21 protein-coding genes are annotated in these 25,268 nt (G+C 37.8%); 16 read left to right on the top strand and 5 right to left on the bottom strand.

The window, feature by feature from the left end; genetic code table 11:
- Positions 1 to 79 precede the first annotated feature (79 nt).
- Both AAHB15_RS00190 and AAHB15_RS00195 read left to right on the top strand, forming a co-directional pair.
- The gene (locus AAHB15_RS00190) at positions 80 to 1,099 is read left to right on the top strand and encodes a Gfo/Idh/MocA family protein (RefSeq protein ID WP_335574039.1); all 1,020 of its coding nucleotides are present in this window, start codon (positions 80 to 82) and stop codon (positions 1,097 to 1,099) included.
- Entirely contained in the window at positions 1,086 to 1,943 is an 858-nt protein-coding gene (locus AAHB15_RS00195) for a sugar phosphate isomerase/epimerase family protein (RefSeq protein WP_335574038.1), read from the top strand. Before AAHB15_RS00190 ends, AAHB15_RS00195 begins: the two co-directional genes overlap by 14 nt.
- Positions 1,944 to 2,077: 134 nt before the next feature.
- On the opposite strand, the gene AAHB15_RS00200 is transcribed toward AAHB15_RS00195, so the two are convergent.
- Positions 2,078 to 3,235 (bottom strand): ROK family transcriptional regulator, encoded by a 1,158-nt coding sequence (locus AAHB15_RS00200; protein WP_342041523.1) that lies wholly within the window; start codon positions 3,233 to 3,235, stop codon positions 2,078 to 2,080.
- Positions 3,236 to 3,479: 244 nt separating this feature from the next.
- Between AAHB15_RS00200 and AAHB15_RS00205 the strand changes: the two genes are divergently transcribed.
- The 6 genes from AAHB15_RS00205 to AAHB15_RS00230 all read left to right on the top strand — a co-directional run bounded on the left by AAHB15_RS00205 (position 3,480) and on the right by AAHB15_RS00230 (position 9,705).
- Complete coding sequence (locus AAHB15_RS00205; protein WP_342041524.1) at positions 3,480 to 4,748, top strand: lactate racemase domain-containing protein; 1,269 nt, start codon at positions 3,480 to 3,482, stop codon at positions 4,746 to 4,748.
- A 19-nt stretch (positions 4,749 to 4,767) separates the two neighbouring features.
- The gene (locus AAHB15_RS00210) at positions 4,768 to 5,538 is read left to right on the top strand and encodes an SDR family oxidoreductase (RefSeq protein WP_335574035.1); all 771 of its coding nucleotides are present in this window, start codon (positions 4,768 to 4,770) and stop codon (positions 5,536 to 5,538) included.
- Positions 5,539 to 5,619: 81 nt separating this feature from the next.
- Positions 5,620 to 6,423, top strand: a complete 804-nt coding sequence (gene larE, locus AAHB15_RS00215) for an ATP-dependent sacrificial sulfur transferase LarE (protein ID WP_335574034.1) — start codon at positions 5,620 to 5,622, stop codon at positions 6,421 to 6,423.
- A 106-nt stretch (positions 6,424 to 6,529) separates the two neighbouring features.
- Positions 6,530 to 8,005 carry a gluconokinase gene (locus AAHB15_RS00220; protein WP_335574033.1) on the top strand — a complete coding sequence of 492 codons (1,476 nt, stop codon included), beginning with the start codon at positions 6,530 to 6,532 and terminating at the stop codon, positions 8,003 to 8,005.
- Positions 8,006 to 8,024: 19 nt separating this feature from the next.
- Positions 8,025 to 8,801, top strand: a complete 777-nt coding sequence (larB, locus tag AAHB15_RS00225) for a nickel pincer cofactor biosynthesis protein LarB (protein ID WP_335574032.1) — start codon at positions 8,025 to 8,027, stop codon at positions 8,799 to 8,801.
- Positions 8,782 to 9,705, top strand: coding sequence for a LarC family nickel insertion protein (locus AAHB15_RS00230; protein WP_342041525.1), 924 nt, complete (start codon positions 8,782 to 8,784; stop codon positions 9,703 to 9,705). Before larB ends, AAHB15_RS00230 begins: the two co-directional genes overlap by 20 nt.
- Positions 9,706 to 9,901: 196 nt before the next feature.
- Here AAHB15_RS00230 and AAHB15_RS00235 read toward each other — a convergent pair whose 3' ends face one another.
- The 4 genes from AAHB15_RS00235 to AAHB15_RS00250 form a co-directional block, all read right to left on the bottom strand.
- The gene (locus AAHB15_RS00235) at positions 9,902 to 10,180 is read right to left on the bottom strand and encodes a hypothetical protein (protein ID WP_098529696.1); all 279 of its coding nucleotides are present in this window, start codon (positions 10,178 to 10,180) and stop codon (positions 9,902 to 9,904) included.
- Positions 10,181 to 10,190: 10 nt separating this feature from the next.
- Positions 10,191 to 11,471 carry an ArsB/NhaD family transporter gene (locus AAHB15_RS00240; protein WP_335573338.1) on the bottom strand — a complete coding sequence of 427 codons (1,281 nt, stop codon included), beginning with the start codon at positions 11,469 to 11,471 and terminating at the stop codon, positions 10,191 to 10,193.
- 161 nt (positions 11,472 to 11,632) lie between these two features.
- Entirely contained in the window at positions 11,633 to 12,745 is a 1,113-nt protein-coding gene (locus AAHB15_RS00245; RefSeq protein WP_335573339.1) for a metallophosphoesterase, read from the bottom strand.
- Between the two features lie 147 nt (positions 12,746 to 12,892).
- On the bottom strand, positions 12,893 to 15,070 hold the full coding sequence (locus AAHB15_RS00250) for an MMPL family transporter (RefSeq protein WP_342041526.1): 2,178 nt from the start codon (positions 15,068 to 15,070) through the stop codon (positions 12,893 to 12,895).
- A gap of 223 nt (positions 15,071 to 15,293) precedes the next feature.
- Between AAHB15_RS00250 and AAHB15_RS00255 the strand changes: the two genes are divergently transcribed.
- The 8 genes from AAHB15_RS00255 (at position 15,294) to AAHB15_RS00290 (ending at position 25,220) form a co-directional block, all read left to right on the top strand.
- The gene (locus AAHB15_RS00255; RefSeq protein ID WP_335573341.1) at positions 15,294 to 16,232 is read left to right on the top strand and encodes a sugar-binding transcriptional regulator; all 939 of its coding nucleotides are present in this window, start codon (positions 15,294 to 15,296) and stop codon (positions 16,230 to 16,232) included.
- 149 nt (positions 16,233 to 16,381) lie between these two features.
- A complete protein-coding gene (gene deoC, locus AAHB15_RS00260; RefSeq protein ID WP_335573342.1) occupies positions 16,382 to 17,056 on the top strand; it encodes a deoxyribose-phosphate aldolase in 675 nt (224 codons plus the stop codon).
- A 21-nt stretch (positions 17,057 to 17,077) separates the two neighbouring features.
- Positions 17,078 to 17,248, top strand: a complete 171-nt coding sequence (locus tag AAHB15_RS00265; protein ID WP_144568423.1) for a XapX domain-containing protein — start codon at positions 17,078 to 17,080, stop codon at positions 17,246 to 17,248.
- Positions 17,249 to 17,359: 111 nt separating this feature from the next.
- A complete protein-coding gene (gene proC, locus AAHB15_RS00270) occupies positions 17,360 to 18,163 on the top strand; it encodes a pyrroline-5-carboxylate reductase (RefSeq protein WP_342041527.1) in 804 nt (267 codons plus the stop codon).
- Between the two features lie 186 nt (positions 18,164 to 18,349).
- Positions 18,350 to 19,528, top strand: coding sequence for a response regulator (locus AAHB15_RS00275; protein WP_335573344.1), 1,179 nt, complete (start codon positions 18,350 to 18,352; stop codon positions 19,526 to 19,528).
- A 1-nt stretch (position 19,529) separates the two neighbouring features.
- Positions 19,530 to 20,567 (top strand): HEAT repeat domain-containing protein, encoded by a 1,038-nt coding sequence (locus AAHB15_RS00280; protein WP_335573345.1) that lies wholly within the window; start codon positions 19,530 to 19,532, stop codon positions 20,565 to 20,567.
- Between the two features lie 4 nt (positions 20,568 to 20,571).
- Positions 20,572 to 21,984, top strand: a complete 1,413-nt coding sequence (locus tag AAHB15_RS00285; RefSeq protein ID WP_335573346.1) for a glycosyltransferase family 2 protein — start codon at positions 20,572 to 20,574, stop codon at positions 21,982 to 21,984.
- On the top strand, positions 21,981 to 25,220 hold the full coding sequence (locus AAHB15_RS00290; RefSeq protein WP_342041528.1) for a hypothetical protein: 3,240 nt from the start codon (positions 21,981 to 21,983) through the stop codon (positions 25,218 to 25,220). Before AAHB15_RS00285 ends, AAHB15_RS00290 begins: the two co-directional genes overlap by 4 nt.
- Positions 25,221 to 25,268 lie beyond the last annotated feature (48 nt).

Consider the following 25,268-nt stretch of genomic DNA (forward strand, 5'->3'; position numbering starts at 1 on the left):
AATTTTATTAATCTATAAATCTAAACGAACCCGGGGAGTCTTGTTTCCTCTCCGAGTTCATTTTAAAGGGGAATAGCTGATGCTCAAAATAGGAGTAATAGGACTTGGCGATATATCAAAAATTCATATTCCAGCTATACAAGCAAACCCTAATGCCGAGTTAGCGGCAGTATGTGATCTTGATGAATCATTAAGGAATACCGTACCTGATGTAAACTTCTATACTGACTATCAAGAAATGCTAAAAAGAGAATCATTGGATTGTGTGCATGTATGTTTGCCGCACTATCTTCATTATCCAGTAACAAAAGTCTGTGTTGAAAATGGTGTTCATGTTTTTCAGGAAAAGCCCTTGTCTTTAAATACAAAAGAAGGTTTGACTTTAGCGAAGCTAGAGGATATGCATCAGACTAAAATTTGTGTCTGCTTTCAAAATCGCTGCAATGAGTCCTTTGAATTGCTGCAAGAAATTATTGCTAGCGGTCAATTGGGCAAGATGATCGGGATAAAAGGATTAGTTACTTGGTATCGACCAAAAGAATATTACGATGTAAAACCTTGGCGGGGAAAAATGGAGCTTGCCGGCGGTGGAGTGATGATTAACCAAGCCCTCCATACAATCGATTTAATGCAGCTGCTTGGTGGTGAGATTGATTCGATTAGAGGGTCCATCGATCAATTATTGGATTATGGGATTGAGGTTGAAGATACAGCTTCAGCTCATATTCAATTTAAAAATGGCGCAAAGGGATTATTTTTTGCCACAAATGCCAATGCAGAAAATTCAAGTGTCGAGCTAGAGGTATCCTTTGAAAAAGGAAAATTCAACATCAAAGATAGTGTTTTAACAAAGATCAATGAAGAAGGAAAGAAAGAAAAATTGATTGAAGATGCAAAGATGCCAGGGACAAAATTCTATTACGGGGCAAGCCATATTAAACTAATTAATCAATTTTATACCGCAATAATAAACAACTCTCAGAATTATGTAAAGGTTAAAGATGCCCTTACATCGATTAAAATGATTGACGCAATTCGCCAATCCTCAGAAGAAAAAAGGATAATAAAAATGGAGGAATTACAGTATGCAAACAGCTAAAATTGGCGTTCAAATGTTTAACCTTAAAGAAAAAATCGTGGAGCTAGGTGCATATGAAACATTAAGAAAGTTAAGTGAGCTTGGCTATCATTATGTCGAGGTAACTCAAATTCAAATGACTGAAGAAAATGTAGCTGAATTAAGAAGAGCTAGTGTTGATTTTGGGATCAAAATCGCTTCCATTTCAGCTCCTTTAGATACCATGCCAGGCATGCCAGGTGAATCATTGACAAAGAACTTTGATAAAATTGTGAATGATTGCAGGCTTTTAGATTGCAATTTTATCCGAATTGGCATGATGCCGATCCAATTAATGGGTCATAAGGACCAAGTTATGGAGTATATTAGAAATGCAGAAGCGATGGCAGAAAGACTAGCGGGGCATGGAATAGAATTATATTATCATAACCACCATATTGAATTTGAGAAATATGATGGAAAATGTTTATTGGACATTATGAAAGACAACACTTCTAAACTGGGCTTCGAATTAGATGTTCACTGGGTTCAACGAGGTGGCGAGAATCCGATTAATGTAATTAATAGATTTGCAGGACGAGTCTCATTAATCCACTTAAAAGATTATCGAATTGGAAATATGAATGTAAGTGAAGAAGATTTTAAAGATATGTCTAAGTTCATGCAAAAGTTCACAAATATAATCGAGTTTGCGGAACTTGGTCAAGGTAACTTAGACATAAAGGGTATAATAGAAGCTGGTATTGAAAGCGGTGTACAATATTTCCTAATTGAGCAAGATGATACTTATGGCCGCGATCCATTTGATACGTTAAAAGATTCAGGGGACTATTTAAGAGAGTTAGGTTATGGAGATTGGTTTTAAATTCAATCAGGTATAAAAAAGGCAGGTGTCAGGCACAAGGTGTCTGGCACTTTTCTTTGGATAGAGTTTTAGACATAAACCAGTGGACGTTAATTAAAAAAGGCCCTCAGTGACAAGGGCTAATTGAGTGATCCTTATAAAGTTAAACTAAGCTCAGAAACCCCTAAAAACTTTTGAATTCCTAATGCACATGCTCCCATGATACACGCTTTTTTTCCGAACTCAGATACTAACAGCTCAGAGTAATGACTTATAGTAGAAGTAAGCTGGGCTTTAAGTTCTTCAGCAGCATTAGGATACAAACGAAGCAATTCACTATTCACGACCAAAATTTCTGGGTTATACAGATTAATAAGATTATTTAATCCGATGGCAAGATATTCTATAAAATGCTCCATTTCTTTAAGAATTGTTGGTTCTTGCTCTTTTAATCCAATCAGGATATCCTCGAAACTAAAATCAAGTATTTGTTGGTCTTGGCATACACGACGGGTAAGGCTATTTTCTGAGGCATACTGTTCCCAACAGCCTGAATTTCCGCAGCTGCAAGGCACACCATTAGGCACAATAATTATATGGCCAATTTCTCCTGCATATCCATGATAGCCCTTTAACAATTCACCATTTATCATAAATCCAAGTCCAATACCAGAATATAGGCTTACAGATAGTAAGTTGTTACTATGATGGTGTTTGTAGACCCTTTCCGCAAATGAACATAAATTTGCATTATTTTCAATGTAAATATAGATGCCAAGTTCATTTTCTAGATCTTTTTTTAAGTTTTTGTTTTTCCATCCATGTTGAGGAACAAAATAAATTATTTCATTGGTATCCACAATTCCATGAATTCCAATGACGACTCCAATAAGGCCGTAATGAGTTTGTTCACATTTGGATTGGTAATCTTTAATCTGCTGGCTTAGTATATCAAAAATGACTTCGTAATTAGAGACTGGCAGGTCGATAACATCCGTGTGAACGGGACAACCACCCAGATCAGCCAGAGTAAAGGTAATCGTAGTCTTATCAAGATCAATTCCCAAGGCGAAACCGGCTTTTTCGTTAATTGATAACATAATCGGTCTTCTGCCTAGACTTTTGTGTTCTAATTGTGATTCGACTATAAATGCATGATCCAATAGCTCTGAAACCTGGACAGAAATAGTTGCTTTATTAAGTCCGGTAACTTTAGCGATCTCTGCCCTCGAAATTGATTTATGCTCAATAATTGTACTTAAGATTAACGATCTATTCATTTTTTTGATTAGTGATGCATCACCAGTGAGCATAAAAAACCTCCTTGTCTTTTTAAAAGAAAATATCACATATTTATTTATTGACGTATGAAAGCCATAATGATATATTATACAGGTAATTAGTTTGTTTGGTAAACAAATTAATTGAGAGATCCAAGAATATTTAAAAAAAGGTCAATTTGAAAGGGATTACAATTAAGAACTCATGCTCCCTGTTCATACATTGAATAGATTACAAAGAGGTAAACTTAAATTAAACAAAGGAGTGATTTAAACTATGGGAATTCTTCAAGAACTATTAAAGGATATTCCGGTACCCAAAATGGCTAAAGTGAAAGTAAAGTTTGAAAACAATAAGATTGACGAACTTGGGCAAGATTTAAAGTTGAAATTAAACCGGGTACATATTCAAGAAAAAATTCAGCCTGGGATGGAAATTGCCATTGCTGTTGGGAGCAGGGGGCTTGACCGGCTCGTAGAATTAACAGCGGTAACGGTGCAATTCCTAAAGGAGCTGGGTGCTAAACCATTCATCGTTCCTAGTATGGGTAGCCACGGCGGTGCAACGGCCGAGGGACAACGTGAGGTATTAGCACATCTTGGCGTAACAGAAGCTACTGTAGGATGTGAAATCCGCTCATCGATGGAGGTTGTAAAAGTTGGGGAATTGCCTAACGGTTTACCAATCTATGTTGATAAGTTTGCGTCAAAAGCAGATGGAATTGTGGTCATTAATCGGGTAAAACCACATACAGCCTTCCGAGGACCGGTCGAAAGCGGAATTATGAAGATGATTAGTATTGGTCTAGGGAAGCAAAAAGGTGCGGAAGCATGTCACCAAATGGGCTTTAAATATATGGCTGAAAATGTGCCGGCAATGGCAAAGGTGATTATGGAAAAAACACCATTCCTGTTTGGAGTAGCAACAGTCGAAAATGCCTTTGATAAAGTGGCAGTGCTCGAAGTACTTACTCCTGAGGAAGTTTTGGAAAAAGAACCTGCGCTGCAAAAGCAAGCCAAGGAGTTATTGCCGAAGCTTTTCTTTGACCAGCTGGATGTCCTTTTGATTGATGAGATTGGTAAAAATATTAGCGGGGATGGCATGGATCCCAACATTACCGGGCGCTATCCGACTCCGTATGCATCTGGCGGACCTGATGTAAACAAAATGGTCGTGCTTGACATAACCGTTCAATCAGAGGGAAATGCGAATGGAGTAGGGACAGCAGATTTTACTACCCAGCGGCTGGTAGATAAGATGGATAAAGAAGGCACTTATGCGAATGGTTTGACTTCAACCGTTTGTGCACCTACAAAAATTGCTACCACCTTGCCAAATGATAAAATGGCGATTCAGGCAGCCGTTAAAACCTGCAATATCTTAGATTTTACAAAAGTTAAATTAGTAAGGATCAAAAATACATTAGAGCTTAGTCAGATTGAAGTCTCTGAGCCTTTACTTCCATACATTGCGCAGCATCCGAATATGGAGCAAATTTCAGATTTATATGAATTCCAATTTGATGATAAAGGAAATTTATTTTAAAGAAGAGGAGAGATAAAGAATGGCAAATTTATTTGATTTAACAGGGAAAACAGCAGTTGCAATCGGGGGAAATGGTGTATTAGGATCAGCAATGGCAAAAGGATTAGCGGAACATGGAGCAAGAGTAGCCATTGTGGGCCGTAATTTAGAAAAGGCTGAAGCTGTTGTTAAGGAAATTACCGCAAATGGCGGAGAAGCAAAGGCGTTTCAAGCAGATGTTAGTTCTCGTGACTCCTTAATGAAAGTAGCAGATGAAATTGACCAATGGTCAGGCGGTTGTGATATTCTCTTAAATGCACCGGGAACGAATAGTTCAACACCATTTCTTGAACTTGAAATGGATGAGTATGATAAAATTATGGAAATTAACCTTAAAGGAATTGTGTTAGCTTGTCAAATCTTTGCGAAAAGGATGATTGAACAGGATAGAAAGGGAAGTATTATTAATATTTCCTCTGTATCTTCAACCACACCGCTTTCTCGGGTATTTACGTATTCTGTATCAAAAGCAGGCCTTAATAGTGTGACCCAATATTTAGCTCGTGAGTTTGCACCAAATGGGATTCGCGTAAATGCCATTATTCCTGGATTTTTCCCAGCCGAGCAAAATCGAAAAATATTAGATGCAGAAAGAATTGAAAATATTATGAGACATACACCAATGAACCGTTTTGGGGAAGCGGAGGAACTTCAAGGTGCAACAGTTTGGCTTGCATCAGAGAAAGCTTCGAGCTTTGTGACCGGTGCTTTGATAAGAGTAGATGGCGGATTTGGAAGCATGACCATTTAGTTTAGAGTTCACATAAAATGGCTGTTTTCTAAATATGTTAAAGATGATCGTCATCAATAGAAAATTGGGGGAGTTGGGGAAATGCTGACAGAGAAGTATAAAAAATTACAATCCATTCTCCGTGAGATGAAATCAGTTGTTGTTGCATTTTCAGGAGGGGTAGATAGTACGTTTTTGTTAAAAGCTGCGGTTGAAACATTAGGTACTGAGCAGGTACTTGCGGTTACAGCAGACTCTGAAAGCTATCCCTCAAGTGAATTGGAAGAGGCAAAGAAACTAGCAGAAAAAATTGGTGCTAAACACCAAGTCATCGAAACATCGGAACTAGCAATCCCAGGATATGCAGAGAATAATAAAAATCGATGCTATTTTTGTAAGAGCAGTTTATTCGATCACTTAATCCCTGTGATGGATGAAAAGGGGTTTCAAAATGTGATTTATGGTGTCATCGCTGACGATATGAATGAATTTCGCCCTGGCATGAAGGCAGCTAAAGAAAAGGGGATTCGGGGTCCGCTGCAAGAAGCGGACCTCTATAAAGAAGAAATTAGAGAACTTTCCAAAGCATTTAATTTGCCAACCTGGAATAAACCATCTTTAGCCTGTCTTTCTTCAAGAATAGCCTATGGTGAGTTTATTACAAAAGAGAAATTAACCAAGGTTGAAAAGGCTGAGGATTATCTAAGATCACTTCAAATTCGCCAAGTACGGGTAAGAACACACCAGGATATTGCAAGGATAGAGGTAGAACCAAGCGATATGGCTATTATTTTAAATCAGCATGTACAAATAGTTAAACAACTTCAAGACTTTGGATACAAATACATTACCCTAGACTTAGTTGGTTATCAGAGCGGAAGTATGAACAAAGTTCTATCTAAATAGTATTTGCCTCGGGTTATGATAAGAGTAAAAGAGAAAAGGCTTTGGAAGAATCCAAAGCCTTTTCTCTTAAAAAATGGATGATTATAAATAAAGGAAGATGAAATTTATGTCAAGTGAATTTGTAATCGGGCTTGATATTGGAACAACAAGTGTAAAAGCGTGTGTGTTTACTTTAAACGGAAAATTAGTAGCCGATGTAGAGAAATTGAACACATCCTTTTATCCTCATCAAGGCTGGGTGGAGCAAGACCCTATTGAAATTGAACAATCTGCAATCCTAGCAATTAGAGAAGTCATAGAAAAAGCAGCCATCGACAGAAATGAGTTAGTTACAATAGGTTTTTCTGCTGCTATGCACTCATTAGTTTGTATCGATGAAGAAGGAACACCTATTTCTCCAGCACTCATTTGGGCGGATGGCAGGAGTTATGAACAAGCTGAAAAGATAATAAACACAAGGGGAGATAAGGTTTATTCCCAAACCGGAACTCCGATTCACCCGATGACACCTTTTGTTAAGCTAGTCTGGATGAAAGAAACAGAATATGAACCTTACAAAATAGCCCAATACTTTATGTCCATTAAGGAATACTTACTGCAATGCTGGTTTGGTAAAAGGGTGATTGACTATTCCATGGCATCAGCAACAGGATTATTCAACCCGGAAACACATAAATGGGAACAAGAATTATTAGAACTTGCTGGTATAAAAGAAAAGCAGCTTTCAGAAATTGTTCCTCCTACGAAAACCCTAACAGGCATTAATCAAGCAAAGGCTGAAGAAATGGGAATAAACCCGCAAATGCCCTTTGTTGTTGGCGCTGCAGACGGCCAATTGGCAAATCTTGGCATAGGAGCCATTCTACCTGGAGAAGTGGCTGTATCTGTAGGTACAAGTGGTGCTATCAGGCAGCTTACAAAAGGAGTAAGGATTAGTGAAAATCAAGAAACTTTCTGTTATTCCTTTACAGAGGACACCTCTATAATTGGCGGCCCAACTAACAATGGTGGAGTAGTCTTGCAATGGCTAAAGGACCTTTTAGAAGACGATCGAAGTTTTACAGATTTTCTAGCCGATGCAAAAAAGGCTGCGCCGGGGGCAGATGGAATTCTCTTTCTTCCTTATCTAAATGGTGAGCGAGCTCCTATCTGGAACCAACGGGCAAAAGGGAATTTCTATGGAGTTTCCATAACTCATAAAAAAGAACATTTTATTCGAGCCGTGCTAGAAGGGATTACTTTTAATCTCTATCAAATAGGAAAAACCTTGGAAAGGTTAGCAGGAGAGCCGCAAAAGATTTTTGTTAATGGCGGTTTAGCCAGATCTCCATTATGGCTGCAAATGATGGCGGATATTTTTGAAGCAGAGATTTATGTTTCGGAAAGCCACCACAGTGCTGCCTGGGGCGCTGCATGGACAGCCCTTGTCGCGATTCATAAAGTAGAATCTTTTGAAGATATTAAAAAGAATATACCGATGGGGAAAGCGACCTTACCAAATAAGGATACTAGTGAAATCTATAAGAGGATTTATCAGAATTACATCGAATTGGCTAAAGATATGAAAAAGTATTTTAGATAGGAAATTTAGGGGGAAGCTTATGCTTGATGAGATATTAAAACAAGTTCAAACAGGATCCCTTAGTATTACAGAGGCTAAAGAAAGATTAGCGACCTTTGAAAATTTAGGCTTTGCTAAAGTGGACCATCATCGTAAGAAACGTCAAGGCTTTGCTGAGGTCATTTATGGCGAAGGAAAAACAGCTGATCAAATCATCTCGATTGTTCAAGCTTTAAGGGCACGGAATAACGAAATCCTTGTCACAAGAGTTTCTAAAGAAAAGGCAGAAGTTATCCTGCAGACTTATCCTGAACTTACTTATAATGAAACAGCACATATTCTTTTTTGGAAAGATGAAACGGGGCCAATAAAAAAAAAACAAGGATACATTGCTGTAATAGCCGCAGGTACCTCGGATTTAAGGGTGGCCGAGGAAGCGGCGGTTACTGCAGAAGTTTTAGGCAGCAATGTTCATCGCATTTATGATGTAGGAGTTGCAGGAATACATCGTCTATTGAACCATGCTGAGGAAATTCAACAAGCAACTGTATCCGTTGTGGTTGCAGGAATGGAAGGAGCCCTTCCAAGTGTAGTTGGCGGTCTTGTCTCACATCCAGTAATTGCAGTACCAACAAGCATTGGTTACGGAGCAAATTTTCATGGGTTATCGGCCCTGCTAACGATGCTAAACTCATGTGCTTCAGGAATAAGTGTTGTCAATATTGATAATGGCTTTGGCGGCGGCTACAATGCAGTCTTAATTCACCAACTTGCACAAAAAGGGGAAACCGTAAAAAATGAAGACACTATACTTTGATTGTTTTTCAGGAATAAGCGGGGATATGGTCCTCGGTGCGCTAATCGATGCAGGAGCAGACCCGAATCTTTTAGTGGCAGAATTGAAGAAGCTGCAAATAGAAGATGAATATGATTTGAAATGGAAAAGAATTGTTAAGAATGGAATCACCAGTACGAAATTTGATGTGATTTTACTAAATAGCACTATTCAGCATCATAATCACCACGAGCACAGCCATGATCACGAACATGAGCACAGCCATGATCACGAACATGAGCACAGCCATGATCACGAACATGAGCACAGCCATGATCACGAACATGAGCACAGTCATGATCACGAACATGAGCACAGCCATGATCACGAACATAAACATACCCATGCTCATGAACACCATGATCACCATCACCATACACATCGTGCATATAAAGATATTGTAGAGTTAATTGAAGCAGCTGAATTTTCTATTCAGGTCAAAGAAACGGCTCTAAAGATATTTAAAAGAATCGGGGAAGCGGAAGGACATATCCACGGGATTCCTTTAGAAAAGGTTCATTTCCATGAAGTAGGTGCTATTGATTCCATTATCGATATTATAGGCGCAGCGATATTAATTCATCAATTAAACGTTGATACAATAAAGTCATCCCCTATCCCAGTGGGAACGGGAAGAATCCATATTGACCATGGAGTTTATCCTGTTCCAGCTCCTGCAACACTAGAAATTCTAAAAGGAGTTCCAATTGAGGAGTCAGACATAAGGGCAGAGTTAACCACACCAACTGGAGCGGCCATTATTGCTGTACTCGCTGAAGAATTCGGGCCCATCCCTTCAATGAAAATTTCTTCAATTGGCTATGGGGCAGGAACAAAAACCTTTAAACAGCATCCCAACGTACTTCGAGTAATTATCGGTAATTAAGAAAGGCGCAAGCGCCTTGATCAGCCCCGACAAGCATAAGACGAGCCGGCCGAAAGGTTGCTTTTTAACCTTTTGGACAGATGGGCTGTAGACCATCGAGGGGCTAGGCGCTGGAGCTAGACAATTCTCAAAGTTAAAAACATTTATACTTTCATATCCCATAAAATAAAAGCTGCCATATATTTGGCAGCTTTCTTTAAGCCCATTTGATCTCTTTTAATAGTTGCTGCCTAAATAATTGAATGATAAATTCATTGTAAAAATCATTTCTCACAATTACCTGATAGTTGTTATTCGGATGAATGTAATAATGGATATCGGTTAAAACTCGATTATCATCAAAATATTGCCGTACTTTCATAAGTTTTTTCTTTAACTCACTATCAAATAGCGTAATAAAAAACTCAATATCATTACCATTTGTCGTTTCATTTAGTTCAATAAGCTTTTTGTCGTACGTATACTCGACTTTCATCAAAATCCTCCTATATTAAGTATCTTAAATAAATGTAAATTGTACAAATCACAATAGAAAGGATCATTAATGGAAAAGCAATTAGCAGAAACTTTCCAAACGTAATCGGATATCCTTCCTTTGCGGCAAGACCTGCTACAATAACGTTGGCGCTTGCACCGATCAATGTACCATTTCCCCCAAGACATGCTCCCAGAGACAGGCTCCACCAGAGTGGTTCCAAATTTTGAATGCCCAATTCTCCCATATCCTTGATCATCGGAATCATCGTGGCTACGAATGGAATGTTATCGATAAAGGCTGAGGCAATCGCACTAACCCAAAGAATTAGAATTGAGGTGGATGCCACATCTCCGCCCGTCAAATGAACGGAGTAATCAGCTAGTAGAGAAATAACTCCTGTTTCGATCAATCCTGAGACAAGAACGAACAACCCGATAAAGAAGAAAATGGTTGTCCACTCTACTTTTAAAAAAGACTTATCCAAATATTCTTCCCCTGTTAATAGAAGTAAAAGAAAGGCACCTGCTAACGCAACGGTCGCCGATTCAATATGAAGCAGTTGATGCAGGAAAAATCCCAAAATTGTTAAAAGTAATGCTGTTAATGACTTGATTAATAGTGTTTTATCCGTAATTTCTTCCTTTTCGTCTAAGTCCATTAAACTAGCTTTCAATTCTGATGATGTTCGGAGCTGTTTACGATAGATAAAGGCTAGAATACCGACATTTACAAATAAAATGAAAAAAGAAATAGCAGTAAGGTTGTTGATAAATGCCATAAACGTTAATTCTTTCACTGCGCTTCCAAGCATGATATTTGGCGGGTCGCCAATTAAAGTAGAGGTTCCGCCAATGTTGGAAGCGATAATCTCGGTAATTAAAAACGGAATCGGATTTACCCGTAATTGCCTTGTGATACTGAATGTCACGGGAACCATTAGCAGGACGGTAGTGACATTATCTAAAAAAGCTGAGCCTAATGCTGTAATAATCCCAAGGGCTAGTAGTATCTTCAACGGATCGCCTTTAACCTTTTTAGCTGCCCATATGGCGATATACTTGAACAAGCCTGTCTCAGATGTAATGGCGACAATAATCATCATCCCCGTCAATAATCCGAGTGTATTAAAATCAATGTGATGTAAGGCCTTTTCTTGACCAACAATCCCTAACAGGACCATTATAATTCCACCAGCCATGGCGATAATTGTCCGGTGAATCCTTTCAGTGACAATAAAGGCGTAGGTAAATAAAAATACTCCTATTGCAATGATTGATTGTGTTGACACGTATGAACCACTTCTCCCTTTGTATTTTTACATTCATTGAAAAATGCAAAAAGGAGCCTGTTTTGACAGACTCCACCACAAATCAACATATGTATTATATGTCTTATTGTATTAAACTACACATAGGATGTAAAGGGTCTATTCCTAAAGTTCTGAGGTATTTACAAACCTAATTTCTTAATAAAATCAACCATCTCCTCATGCTCCTCTTTTACTAGTCTATATAATCCTTTATCTGTTTTGACTAGAGATTTTCCATTTTCGTCGGCAATTGATTTTGTGTATGATTTTTGGGCAACTATCTGCCATTTTCCGTTCCGATGGCTTAATTTAAGATCAATGATTCCAAGTCTGCTACCAAAGGCAGCAGCCATTACGACAGGTTTACCGTTGATTTCTCCTGTCTCCAAATTAGTATTTGGCAGATTTTTATAGACAGGACCTGGGAATACGCTATGTGAATGACCTGCTAAAACAACATCGATTTCAGGGATTTGAGTTAAGTAGTAAACGGAGTTTTCCGTATCATCTTGATATGGTTCACTACTAATCCCTGTATGGGCTAGTGCGATAATAATATCAGCCCCTTCTGCCTTTATAATTGGTACAAACTCCTTAGCTGTTTCAACCATTGGTTTCGCAAACACTTTTCCTTCAAGATTTGCCTTGTCCCACTTCATTATATGGGTAGGCATCAAGGCGATAACGCCAATTTTCAGTACATGTGGTTTACCGCTCTGATCGACTATTTTTCTTTTTAAAATGGTATATGGTTTAAAGTAGGGTTTATTTGTTTTTACCGAAAACACATTTGCATTAAGGACAGGCATCTTTGCCCCCTTTAAAGCAGTCTTTAAAAAGCCTAATCCGTAGTTAAATTCATGATTTCCAATCGCAATTGCATCATATTTTAAATAATTAAATGCCCGGTAAACGGGATGTGTTTTTCCTTTATGCATTCCTCTGATTCTGGCCAAATACTCGCCGAGTGGATTTCCCTTTAAATGGTCTCCATCATCAAATAACAAAGTGTTTTTACTTTCCTTACGTGCTTCCCTGATAAGTGTTGACGTTTTAACCAGACCTATTCGATTGTCTACTTTTGTTTGATAGTAATCATAATTTATCAAATCCGCATGTATATCAGTCGTTTCTAAAATCCGCAAATCGACCAATGTCTGACTAGTTATTCCTGTCTCGGCTGCAAAAGTATTAGATGTATAGGTAAAGAAAATAATCGGAAGAGAAAGTAAAATTATTATTCTTCTTTTCATAATAATTACCTCCTACATGTCTTGGTGTAGAGTAATCTTAGTATTGGTTTTTCTTTTCAATTTATCCACGTCAGTTGCATATGCATGCATGATACTCTAGAAAGTGATTTCGCTAAAAATATTTAAATCCAAACAAAAGCCAGCCAACTAACTGGCTGGCTTTTTACTCCGATTCTGCTGACGTTTTAAATGATGGCCAAAGAACCACCAATTCCAATCACCCAAAAGCTTCATTAAAGCTGGAACTAAGACCATTCTAATAATGGTTGCATCAATAAAAATGGCAATTGCTATACCCACCCCAAGCTGCTTTACCGGCATAACCCCTGTAAAAGCAAACGCCCCAGTTACGACAATCATGATAGCAGCCGCAGAGGTGATGATTTTACTAGTAAAGGTTAGCCCGGAAATAGTGGCTAAGGTATTGTCACCTGTTTGAAGGTGAAATTCCTGAATCCTAGAGATGAGAAAGACCTCATAGTCCATAGAAAGTCCGAAGACGAGAGTGAAGACAAATACAGGTAGAATTAAGGCAATATCAACAGGTCTCATTCCAAAATGACCCTGTTGGAAGATCCAAACTACAATCCCGAAAGTACAGCTCAAGCTCAATACATTCATTAAGATCGCCTTAAGAGGAATCAAAATGGAACGAAACGCAGTCATTAATATCACAATGGTTGATAACACAATTAACAGTAATCCATAGGGTGCCTTTTGATAGATCTCGGCAAAAATCTCTTGTTCAAATTTGATAGGGCCACCAAAAAAGGCTTGGACGCCAAGTTTTCTTTGTGACCAATCCTTTACCCAATCCCTAGCTTTTGCAGAATGCTCTTCAGTGTTTAAATAAACTTCCAAAAGTATTTCATTGTTTCTGATAAAGTATTCTTTTAATGGAGCAAGCTGCGCTGTGTCCCCATGTTGGAAAAACTGATATAGCTTTTCTTCATCCCTTATTCCTGTTGCAGAATAAGGGGAATAAACGGTATTAATGAGCTTATCCTTTTCAATTGAGCGGATAATTGTACTTATTTTTTTAAAATTATTCCTTTTTGTAACCGGCCCATTTGTTTTAAGCACAATCGTTACTTTTTTTTCGTCGCGTTTCTCGCTTGCAATAAATTGCTTCTGGAATGTTTCAAGTGCTAACCGAGAAGGGTAATCGGCTGGCAGAGAATCCGTACCAGGAATAGCCAAAACCAATTGCTTTACTGGTGCTAGTCCAGCTAAGAGAATGGTGAGTGAGAGGACAACCATGATAATCGGATGATTCATCACCATTTTGGCAAATCGGTACCAAATGCTATTTTCCTTTTCCGTAACTCGAAGCACACTAAATTTATTTATACTTTTCCCTAACAGTGAGAGTAATGCTGGTAGAAAGGTTAATGCTGAAAACGCAGAAATTAGGACGACCAGCATCCCCCCTAGGGCAACATTTTGAAAGATGTCGATTTTAATAAACCAAAGCCCAGAAAGGCCTATAAAAACACAAAGTCCCGAGAAGATAATCGATCTTCCAGCTGTCCTAACTGTTACTTCTATTGCTTTTTGAATAGATTTGGTTTGCAATTCCTCTTTGTAGCGGTTAATGAACAATAAGGCAAAATCAATACTTAAGGCAAGACCGATCATTGGAACAATGTTAAGAATAAAGATCGTTAAATCAAATTGATAACTAAAGAAGTAAACGGTGCCCATCGTGATTAAGATGGAAACCACTCCAATAACAATTGGAAGGGCGGCAGCGACAAGGCCTCCAAATGCAAAGATAAGCACTACTAATGCGATCGGCAGACCAATCATCTCTGCCTTTCGTAAATCTTCTTGGCTGGCAACATTTAAGTCCTGAACGATTATTGGTTCTCCAGTCATCGTAACCTTTAAACCATGTTGGTTTTTAAGAATCCTTTTTAATTTTGCGATTTCCTCTCCAAGATTCTCGGCCTTTTTCTCAAAAGTAAGCAGCCCATAGGCATAATTGTCTTTAATCATTCCATCTCTATCAAAGGGAGAGGTGATATCTCTGGCAGAGTCAAAGTTAGAAAGCCTACTAAATGTATTTTGGATAAACTGATGAAATTCCTTATCTTTGATTGTTTTTTCTCTCTCGAAAACCAGGATAATGGAGGATTTAGGATGCCCAAAGTCTTTTTCGAGGATTTTTCTTGTTTGATTATATTCTCCCTTGTATTCAAAGCCATTCCCACTTAAAACAGTAGGTAATTTAAGGGCAAAAAGGCCGAAAAAAAGAATAACCGCTATCCAAATGAGCAGTACCCATTTGCGATTCCTGTAGATAGAACTTCCTAATTTATCCAATGTATTGGCCTCCTTTAAAGAATTATCCCTTTTTGTTCTAAATCAGGATTTGAAAAAGGTGCTTCCGCTTTTCGTAAATTTTTCCCTAATTTAATTTGAAAATTCACTAGATAATTAATGTGAAAAAATGTTCAAAGTAAGTACCACAAATGTAAAAGATCAGTGAATTACATCCCAGTTATTTGTTACAATAAAGAAAATCAAAAACTATATAGGTGATAAAATGGAACAAGATAAATTGAACAAAGTTATTGAAGCGGCAAAGTTATATTATTTATTGGATTATAACCAAAATGAAATTGCTAAGATTTTGGGTGTTTCCCGTCCGACTGTATCACGTTTGTTACAGCAGGCAAAGAGTGAGGGCATAGTCAAAATTTCTATAATGGACCCGACTGAGAATGTTGAAAATTTAGCTTCCCAATTAGAAAAAAAGTTCCATTTAAAAAAAGCGATTGTCGCTTCTATACCACAATATGAAGACCATATTATTAAAAATTATCTTGGTGAAATGGCTGCGAATTACTTGGAGGGCATTGTTAAAGATGACGACATTATCGGAGTTACATGGGGGACGACTCTCTATCATATTGCAATTGAACTAAGACAGAAATTTGTAAAAAACGTCAAAGTTGTCCAATTAAAAGGCGGTGTAAGTCATGCGGAAACCAATACATATGCATCAGAGATTCTATATCTATTTGGTAAGGCATTCAATACGACACCACTAAATCTTCCCTTGCCTGCCATAGTCGATCATGTAGTTGTAAAACAAGCAATGGAGGCAGACCGCCATATCCGAAGAATTTTAGAAATGGGAAAACAGGCTAATATTGCTCTGTTTACAATAGGATCGATTAAGACAGACTCTTTATTGTTTCAATTAGGATATTTTACTGACAGTGATTTGGAATCAATTTCAGGCAAGGCAGTTGGTGATATTTGTTCGCGATTCTTTGATAAGGATGGGCAAATTTGTAATGAGAGCTTAAATGAAAGGACCTTGGGTGTGAATCTTGATGAGCTAAGTAAGAAAGAATATTCCATTGTTGTAGCTGGGGGACCCAACAAAATAGATGGAATTTATGGTGCCTTAATCGGAAAATATGCAAATGTTCTCGTTACCGATCAATTTACGGCAAAATTCCTGCTTGATAAATAGTCAATACATTTATTGTTGAATATGAAGATGTTGATTTTACATTTGTTCATATATGTGTTTACAAACGTTCATGTTGTTTGTTATAGTTATGTTGTTATAAAAATGGATATAGAATCTGTATAACAAAAAAATATCAGGGGGAAATTAAGATGACTCAAAATATTGTCAAAATGATAGATCATACATTATTAAAAGCAGATGCAACGAAAGAAGAAATCCTTAAAATTATTAATGAGGCGAAAGAGTATTTATTTGCATCTGTATGTGTTAATCCAACATGGGTTAAAACAGCAGCTGAACTGCTTGCAGATACTCCTGAAGTAAAGGTATGTACAGTGATTGGATTTCCATTAGGAGCATCAACTTCAGAAACAAAGGCATTTGAAACGAAAAATGCGATCGAAAACGGTGCGGATGAGGTGGATATGGTTATCAACATTTCTGCGCTAAAGGATCAACAGGATGAAATAGTTGAAAAAGATATTCGTGCTGTCGTTGAGGCGGCAAAGGGTAAAGCACTAGTTAAGGTAATTATTGAAACATGCTTACTGACAGACGCAGAAAAGATTAGGGCTTGTGAACTTGCTGTTAAAGCAGGGGCTGACTTTGTTAAAACTTCAACTGGATTCTCGACAGGCGGAGCAACTGCCTCGGATATCCGTTTAATGCGTCAAACAGTAGGGGCTAATGTTGGAGTCAAGGCTTCAGGCGGTGTTAGAAGCCGTGAAGATGCGTTGGCGATGGTGGAAGCTGGAGCTACCCGAATTGGTGCTAGTTCAGGTGTTTCCATTGCTAAGGGGGAACTTTCTAATAACAACTATTAATTAAATGTGAGGGTAACATTTATGAAAGAAGTTATATTGGCCTTAATTGCTGGATTAATTGTAGGAATGTTATTTAGGTTCTTAAAATTACCTTTACCAGCACCGCCTGTATTTTCTGCCGTAATAGGTGTATTTGGTGTTTATTTTGGCGGTGTTGTTCTAGATTGGATAATGAAGTTAGTACATCATTAATTTTTAGCTGAATGGCCAAATGAAAAAAGAGAAGCTATTTTTAATGAATATCTTCTCTTTTTTTTATTTATCGGAAAGAAGATTAATATGAAAAATTAAGGAATGAGAATTATGTTAAAAAGGATTGGTTTCATCGGGGCAGGAAAAATGGCTCAAGCTATGATAGAGGGAATAGTAAAAGCAAATGGGGTTACTAAAGACAATATAATGGCTAGTGCTGCAACTGAAAGGACACTAAAGGCCGTTTCTGAAAAATATGGTATTCTTGGATCATTAAACAATAAGGATGTGGCACGGTTTGCTGACATTCTCATTCTAGCAGTGAAACCTGACCAGCACGCAGGAATTATCAATGAAATTAAGAATGAAATAAATCAAGGTACTATTATTGTCACGATTGCAGCGGGGATTACTTTAGGAGACATTGAACGTTTATTTGGTTTACAGGTTAAATCCGTACGAACTATGCCTAATACCGCTTCGTTAGTGGGGGAAGGAATGAGTGCCCTTTGTCCAAATAAATATATCACTGAAGAAGAGCTAATGGCGGTAGAACAATTGTTTCAATCCTTTGGTCAAACGGAGCGTTTGGAGGAGAACCTAATGGATGCGGTACCGTCTATCAGTGGTTCATCACCGGCCTATGTCTATATGTTAATAGAAGCAATGGCGGATGGGGGAGTACGACATGGAATTCCACGAGATAAGGCCTATCGGCTGGCGGCACAAGCTGTACTTGGGGCTGCCAAGATGGTTCTGGAAACAGGCAGACACCCCGGAGAGCTGAAAGATCAAGTTTGTACACCCGGGGGAGCAACAATTGAGGCAGTTGCAACTCTTGAAAGTAAACAATTTCGGGGAGCAATCATTGCAGCAATGGAGAGCTGTACCAGTAAGGTGAAAATTTTAGGATGATATTATCTTGGATTCCATAATAGGAATCCTTTTTTTATATTTTTTTAAAAAAATTCGACCTTTTTCGACCTTTCCGTAGTATTTCTTATCAATTCATAATACACTCAAGATAAACACAAACTTATCACTAAAGAGTATTACCAAAGTGATCAGTTTCCCCTAATTAAATTGAGGTGCAGGCAGTTAATGGACTTAAATAAATATAAGTATTCACTTGTTCAAAAGGTAAACAGTCAGTTGTCTATGTGGTTTGACACCAAGTCCGAAATCAGCAATTTAGAAGTTTATCGATTTCTACATTCCCTTTACAGCAGTGCAGGGACGTTACAGTTAGTCGGTCTCCACCAGCTAATTGGATTTTTATTAGAGCAAATCAAAGTAGAAGAGGAAAAACTTTGGGAAAAAGAAGAATTACGAACGTTTTTAGAGGGATTATTTAATCTGACAAATGAATATGAAATTCACTCTAATAAGGAAGCGGTGAAACATATTGTGCGCCGCCATGACGTAAATGTTCCACTCATTCAAATCATCGATGATGATATTTCGATGCTCATTCTTCTCAAAGCTGCCTTGGAGGAAAAGGGTTGGATAGTAGTTGTAAATTCAGACCCTGCTAAGGCAATTTCGCAATACTACGATTTAAATCCTGACTGTGTAATTATCGATATAAATTTACCTGGAATCAGTGGACTTAAGTTACTGGAGGAGATTGAGCATCATACACATCAACCCTTTGTACCGAAAATTATGATTAGTTTGATGAATGACCGGGAAACAAGAATCAAGGCATTCAAACTTGGTGCCGATGATTTTATTGAAAAACCGATTGATTTAGAAGAATTGACTGTTCGAATTGCCCGTCATTTAAAAAGAAAAGAATTATTTAATCAAGCCCTATCAGCAACAAAAGCAGACAGCGATCCACATGAGGAAATCGTAAATGACTGGACGGACGAAATAACCAAAAGAAAATTATTTGTTTCTATCATTGATGATGATCCTATTATTAGGACCATGCTGATGCGAATTCTTAATGTAATGGATTTTTCTAATTTTGATGTAAGTTTAGCGGAATTTGGAGATGGGGTACAGTTTTTCAAATCAAATAGATTAGAGGAAAAAGGAGACCATTTTTTAATAATTGACGGTGTGATGCCAATAATGGATGGGATTGAAGTTTTACAAAAGGTCCAAAAGATAAAAGGTAGTCATAAAGTTCATGTCCTTATGCTGACCGGGAGAAAAAGCGTAGCAGATATTGAAAAGGCCTTAGCACTTGGCGCTGATGATTATGTCACTAAACCCTTTAGCATTAAGGAGCTGCAGGCTAGAATACAAAGGTTAATTAAAAGGATGAATTAATTTGTTTACAGATGAGTTGCTGTTCCTTTCCGTTTTAACCCTATCCTTAGTAGGGATTCTTGTGTTTTTGCTTGGGTATTTAACAATCAGAAAAATAATTGAGATTCAGAAAAGAAAAAAGATTGAACATTATCGTGAAATCTATAATCCTCTTATTTCTTCGATCTTAATTGAGGGTAGTTTTTCAAGGAAACTAACTCCAGAAACGGTTCTACAACAAAAGGCCCTTGAACAATTGCTAAGCAGGTACACAAAGGTAATTGAAGGGGATGAGGAAAAGAACCGTTTATCAAAACTAGCATCGATGTACTTATCGGATTATTATCAAAAACGGCTTCAAAGCCACAAATGGAGTACTAGAATGAATACACTTTATCATATTGAGGATTTTAATATGATAAACCTTATGGAAGATGTTTTCAGGTTATTAAACAGGAAACAACTTACACACCAAGAGAAGATACATATCTTGAGAATATTGGCTTTATTTCAATTTTCTAAGCTATTTGACCTATTGACCACTAAATATCAAGACCTCACCGAATTTGATTATCTCCATATCCTAATGCCATTAGAACAGAAGAAATTTGACCAATATGTACTCCATTTTCATCAAGCAGGCTTGCCGCTTCAAAAAGCAATAATGGATGTGATTGCAAGTAAGCGAGAGGTCAGCTATAACCATTTCTTAGAGAAAACTTTCTCGAGCTATTCTGGAGAAATAAGGTTAAGGGCCTTAAAGGCATTGGCCGAAATTGGATATGTAAAGAATAGTGATCCATACTTAGAACTCCTCTATTCAGATAAATGGGAAGAACGAATGGTTGCAATCAAATTAATTGGTTCATTGAAAGAAGAAAAAGCAATACCGAGGTTGATTGAGCTAATGCATGACAGGACATGGTGGGTTCGGTCACAGGCTGGACAGGCCATCAGTCAATTTAGTCACGGTAAAGAGATCCTTCGAACTGTTTTAGATTCGTCAAAAGATACATTTGCAAAAGATATGGCCTGGGAATGGCTGCATAAAGGGGTATAAACGGATGCCATTTATTCATTGGGGAGATATTGTAACGGCTTTTACCTGGTTTATTGCAGTTTATATGGTAATAGTCATTATTTTTTATTCGGTAATTCTTATTATCTCGTGTTTTCAACTTCGAAAAGAATACCAGCTTGATCGAATACAGGCTTACGAAGATTATTTAGAAGAAATTTATACCAAACCTGTTTCAATTATTGTTCCTGCTTACAATGAAGAAGCTGGTATTATTCAAAGTGTTCGCTCACTATTAAGTGTAAACTATCCATCCTTTGAAATAATTGTAGTAAATGATGGTTCCAAGGACCAAACCCTGGAAAAGATGATTGAATTCTATGATATGAAGGAAATCAAAAAAGTGGTTAGAATTCAAGTGAATACTAAACCAATCAAAAAGATATATCAATCAGCGATTCTATCCAACCTTTTCCTGATCGACAAGGAAAACGGAGGAAAAGCAGATGCCCTTAATGTCGGACTTAACTTCTCTCATTATCCTTATTTTTGCTCTTTGGATGGTGATTCGGTTCTTGAAGAAGATGCTTTTTTGAAGGTAATGAAACCAATTGTGGACTCGGCTGAAGAAGTAATTGCTTCCGGAGGCAGTGTGAGGATTGCCAATGGCTGTGAAATTCAAAATGGTCATCTTCAAAGTGTTGGCCTATCCAATAAGCCATTGGTAGTGATGCAGATAATTGAATACTTACGAGCATTCTTAATGGGGAGAATTGGTCTCAGCAGACACAATCTCCTCCTTATTATCTCTGGTGCCTTTGGTGTTTTTTCTAAGCATTGGGTAATTGCCGCAGGAGGCTATCGAACCGATACGGTTGGTGAAGATATGGAACTTGTGGTGCGAATACATCGTTTATTAAAAGAAAAGGGACTGAAAAAGAAGATCGTATACGTCCCGGATCCTGTTTGTTGGACAGAAGTGCCTGAGGACATGACATTTTTGCGGAGACAGCGAAGAAGATGGCATAGAGGGCTATTTGAAAGTTTATGGACCCATCGTAAATTAACCTTTAATCCTAAATACGGATCAATTGGTCTTCTTGCATTTCCTTATTTTTGGATTGTAGAGTTTTTCGGCCCGATTATTGAGCTATCTGGCTATATTTTTATGATATTATGCTTGCTTCTCGGGGGAACCTACATCGAATTTTCCATTTTGCTGTTTTTACTTTCTTGTTTGTATGGGTCGATTTTTTCAATGGCTGCCGTCCTTTTAGAGGAGTGGAGCTTAACCAAATATCCAAAGGTAACAGATATCCTTAAGCTTTTTCTATATTCATTAACAGAAACGATCTGGTATCGGCCTATGACCGTTTTATGGCGCTGTGAGGGGGTCTGGCAAATCATAAAAGGAGATACAAGCTGGGGAGAAATGAAAAGAAAAGGTGTATCAAAATGAAAAAATCAATCCACCTATTTGTCTATACTATGATTTTCTTGGTAGTTCTAACAAGCCCTTTTTGGTTATGGAAATTACAGCCAGAAAAAAATTTGAATGTGCTAATTGTAGATAAAACCGTACCTAATACGACATACCGGGAACATAAGGGATTGGTGTGGGTTTTAAACAATGCCAAGTATTTTAAGAAAGGGCAAGAACCCTATTCAGCAAAAAATGATTATAAAGGATTTGTGCCGAAAAAAAGTAAGCAATATACTATTGTCCCTTTACCCAAGGATTTAAAAAAATATGATGTTTTCTATTTGACAGATCAGTACGGTGTCTATAAAAACGAATTTTATGGACAGAATCCCACTGGTCGAAGGTCAGTCAAGGTTTATGGGGGTCTGACACTAAGTGAAGTTAACCAAATGAAAAAGGCACTTATTCAATCAAAATCCAAAACTTTAATTGCAGAATTCAATACATTTGCTAGTCCAACATCCGAACCGGCCAGAGCGGAAATTTCAAATTTGCTTAATGTGGAGTGGTCTGGATGGATTGGCAGATATTTTTCTGATTTGAATAGTAATGAAGTACCTCAATGGGTAAAAAAGAATTATCAAAAACAAAGAGAAAAATGGGCTTTCAATGGAGAGGGATTTGTATTTGTAAGTAAAAATAATTATGTGGTTGTAATAGGGGAAGATGACCTCCACCATTCAGGACTCAATTTTAAATTAACCAGTCTAGGACAAAAACACTTTTCGCAACAAATAGACGGGACGTATCAGTATTGGTTCGATATTATTGATGCGAAAAATAATAATGAGATCTTAGCGAATTATCAGCTGCCTGTTTCGAAAAAGGCCAGTGAGAAATTAAAGGGGTATGGAATACCCAATCAGTTTCCTGCTGTCATATATCACAAAAATGCGAGATACTCCTCCTATTATTTTTCCGGGGACTATGCTGATGAAGCAGATGTGCCGGGGATTTATCAGACACAAGGTTTGGATAAGTGGAAAAAGACATTCGGGCCAAATCATTCTTTTTATTGGACAGCCTATGTTCCGATGATGAAAGATATACTCAAAAATGGGTTAAAACACGTTGAGACCCAAGAGAAAATCGAACTGGTTGAAGAGAATGGAGTAAAGACTAATAGTAAAACCAATGCTTCCTATATCCAAATTCAAAAGAATGGAAAATGGGAGAACTTTTTAATTAAGGGAGTGAATATGGGGATTGGCAGACCTGGCTACTTTCCTGGAGAAGCGGCCATTACAAAAGAAGAATATTTTCGATGGTTTCAAGAAATTGGAGCAATGAATGCCAATGCCATTAGGGTTTATACTCTGCATCCTCCTCAGTTTTATGAGGCTTTTTACGAATACAACCAAATTGCGAAAAAACCGTTATATTTATTTCATGGAACGTGGGTTAATGAAGAAAATCTGATCAAGACACAGGATGCATTTGCAAAGGTAAATGTGGATGATGCCAAGCTGGAGATAAAGAATATGGTTGATATTATTCATGGAAATGCTAATCTTGCCAAACGGCCAGGTCATGCATCAGGTGTTTATAAACATGATATCTCAAAGTTTGTCATCGGCACGATTATAGGAACAGAATGGGACCCGGCAATGGTGGAGAACACCAATACCAAGCATTCTGGAATGGCTCAATTTAAAGGGGACTATTTTGAAACAGTCCATGCCAGTCCGTTTGAAATTTGGCTGGCCGAATTGATGGATTATGCAGCAGAGTATGAGTCAAAGCAATATAACTGGCAGCATTCGATGAGCTTTACGAATTGGGTTACAACGGATTTGCTCAAACACCCGTCAGAACCACTTGAAACAGAAGATATGGTTTCTGTTGATCCCAATCATGTAAAGGCATCAGGGTCTTTTAAAGCCGGGCTTTTTGCTTCTTATCATATCTATCCATACTACCCAGATTTTCTTAATTACGAAAAGAAGTTTCTGGATTATACGGATGCTGCTGGAAAGAAAAATAATTACGCTGGGTATCTGAATGATCTGCGTTCAGCACATCATATGCCAATTTTGGTGGCGGAATTTGGTGTACCTTCTTCAAGAGGATTAACTCATAGAAATCCTTACGGTATGAATCAGGGATTTCATTCAGAAGAAGAACAAGGACAGATTGATCAGCATTTATATCAATCCATTGTATCAGAGAAATATGCGGGCGGACTTGTATTTACTTGGCAGGATGAATGGTTTAAGCGGACATGGAACACAATGGACTTTGATAATCCGGACCGCCGCCCTTATTGGAATAATCAGCAAACAAATGAACAGCATTTTGGTTTGCTTGGATTCGAACCAGGGAAGAAGGAAACATCTATAGTTGTCGATGGTGCTTCAGAAGATTGGGAAATCGCCGGTACAAAATTAGGTTACCAATCTAAGGGGGATCAACGGGTAAAAGAGGTGCGTTTCGCATCTGACAGCGGCTACTTGTATTTCTTACTAAAATATAATCAACCTGTAGATTTTAACAGCGGAGGCACATATCTATTGCTCGATACCATTAGAAACCAAGGGCAAACAACGATTTCGATTAACCAGCGAGCAAAGATAAAAACGGATTACGGAATTGACTTCCTTATCAAGCTCCAGGGTCCAAAAGATTCACGAATCTTGGTTGATAGCTATTATGATACCTTCTATTATCAGTATGGAAAACTTTTGAAAATGATTCCTGAAGAGCCATATGCTCAAAGGAAGGATAATGGGGTGTTTAATCCTATTCGGCTGGCATTAAATAAACAACAAACAATCCCTTCAACAAAGAAAGTCATTCCGTTTCAGGATTATGAAACAGGGGTTTTACAATACGGTAATGCTAATCCAGCCAGCAAAGATTTTGATTCTTTAACAGATATAAGTATGAGCAAGGATAAAAAGGTAATAGAAGGAAGAATTGCTTGGCAGCTATTAAATGTTAAAGATCCCAGCTTAAAAGAAGTAATGGGGGATATTTGGAAACAGGGATTGTCAAGCTCTGTGGAGACTAGTGGAATTAGGGCTGCGGTTGTAACAACAGCGAAAGGCAGTGTACAACAAACCATTCCTAAGACGGTGAATGGGCAGCTCAAACAAAAGGGTTCACTATTTTATAACTGGAAATCATGGGACCAGCCTGAATTCTATGAACGGTTGAAAACATCTTATGAAATAATGCAAAAAACATTTGGTAACATGGATGAATCAAACTAAATAAAAAACCTTAAACCACCGGTGCTTTGCTTCGGTGGTTTTAAGGTG

The sequence above is a fragment of the Bacillus sp. OTU2372 genome, assembly GCF_038440275.1.
GTDB lineage: Bacteria > Bacillota > Bacilli > Bacillales > Cytobacillaceae > Neobacillus > Neobacillus bataviensis_B.

Excerpts from the sequence above, each read along its gene's own strand:
- AAHB15_RS00190 (WP_335574039.1), top strand. The coding sequence starts at position 80 with ATGCTCAAAATAGGAGTAATAGGACTTGGCGATATATCAAAAATTCAT.
- AAHB15_RS00195 (WP_335574038.1), top strand. The coding sequence starts at position 1,086 with ATGCAAACAGCTAAAATTGGCGTTCAAATGTTTAACCTTAAAGAAAAA.
- AAHB15_RS00200 (WP_342041523.1), bottom strand. The coding sequence starts at position 3,235 with ATGCTCACTGGTGATGCATCACTAATCAAAAAAATGAATAGATCGTTA.
- AAHB15_RS00205 (WP_342041524.1), top strand. The coding sequence starts at position 3,480 with ATGGGAATTCTTCAAGAACTATTAAAGGATATTCCGGTACCCAAAATG.
- AAHB15_RS00210 (WP_335574035.1), top strand. The coding sequence starts at position 4,768 with ATGGCAAATTTATTTGATTTAACAGGGAAAACAGCAGTTGCAATCGGG.
- larE (WP_335574034.1), top strand. The coding sequence starts at position 5,620 with ATGCTGACAGAGAAGTATAAAAAATTACAATCCATTCTCCGTGAGATG.
- AAHB15_RS00220 (WP_335574033.1), top strand. The coding sequence starts at position 6,530 with ATGTCAAGTGAATTTGTAATCGGGCTTGATATTGGAACAACAAGTGTA.
- larB (WP_335574032.1), top strand. The coding sequence starts at position 8,025 with ATGCTTGATGAGATATTAAAACAAGTTCAAACAGGATCCCTTAGTATT.
- AAHB15_RS00230 (WP_342041525.1), top strand. The coding sequence starts at position 8,782 with ATGAAGACACTATACTTTGATTGTTTTTCAGGAATAAGCGGGGATATG.
- AAHB15_RS00235 (WP_098529696.1), bottom strand. The coding sequence starts at position 10,180 with ATGAAAGTCGAGTATACGTACGACAAAAAGCTTATTGAACTAAATGAA.
- AAHB15_RS00245 (WP_335573339.1), bottom strand. The coding sequence starts at position 12,745 with ATGAAAAGAAGAATAATAATTTTACTTTCTCTTCCGATTATTTTCTTT.
- AAHB15_RS00255 (WP_335573341.1), top strand. The coding sequence starts at position 15,294 with ATGGAACAAGATAAATTGAACAAAGTTATTGAAGCGGCAAAGTTATAT.
- deoC (WP_335573342.1), top strand. The coding sequence starts at position 16,382 with ATGACTCAAAATATTGTCAAAATGATAGATCATACATTATTAAAAGCA.
- AAHB15_RS00265 (WP_144568423.1), top strand. The coding sequence starts at position 17,078 with ATGAAAGAAGTTATATTGGCCTTAATTGCTGGATTAATTGTAGGAATG.
- proC (WP_342041527.1), top strand. The coding sequence starts at position 17,360 with ATGTTAAAAAGGATTGGTTTCATCGGGGCAGGAAAAATGGCTCAAGCT.
- AAHB15_RS00275 (WP_335573344.1), top strand. The coding sequence starts at position 18,350 with ATGGACTTAAATAAATATAAGTATTCACTTGTTCAAAAGGTAAACAGT.
- AAHB15_RS00285 (WP_335573346.1), top strand. The coding sequence starts at position 20,572 with ATGCCATTTATTCATTGGGGAGATATTGTAACGGCTTTTACCTGGTTT.
- AAHB15_RS00290 (WP_342041528.1), top strand. The coding sequence starts at position 21,981 with ATGAAAAAATCAATCCACCTATTTGTCTATACTATGATTTTCTTGGTA.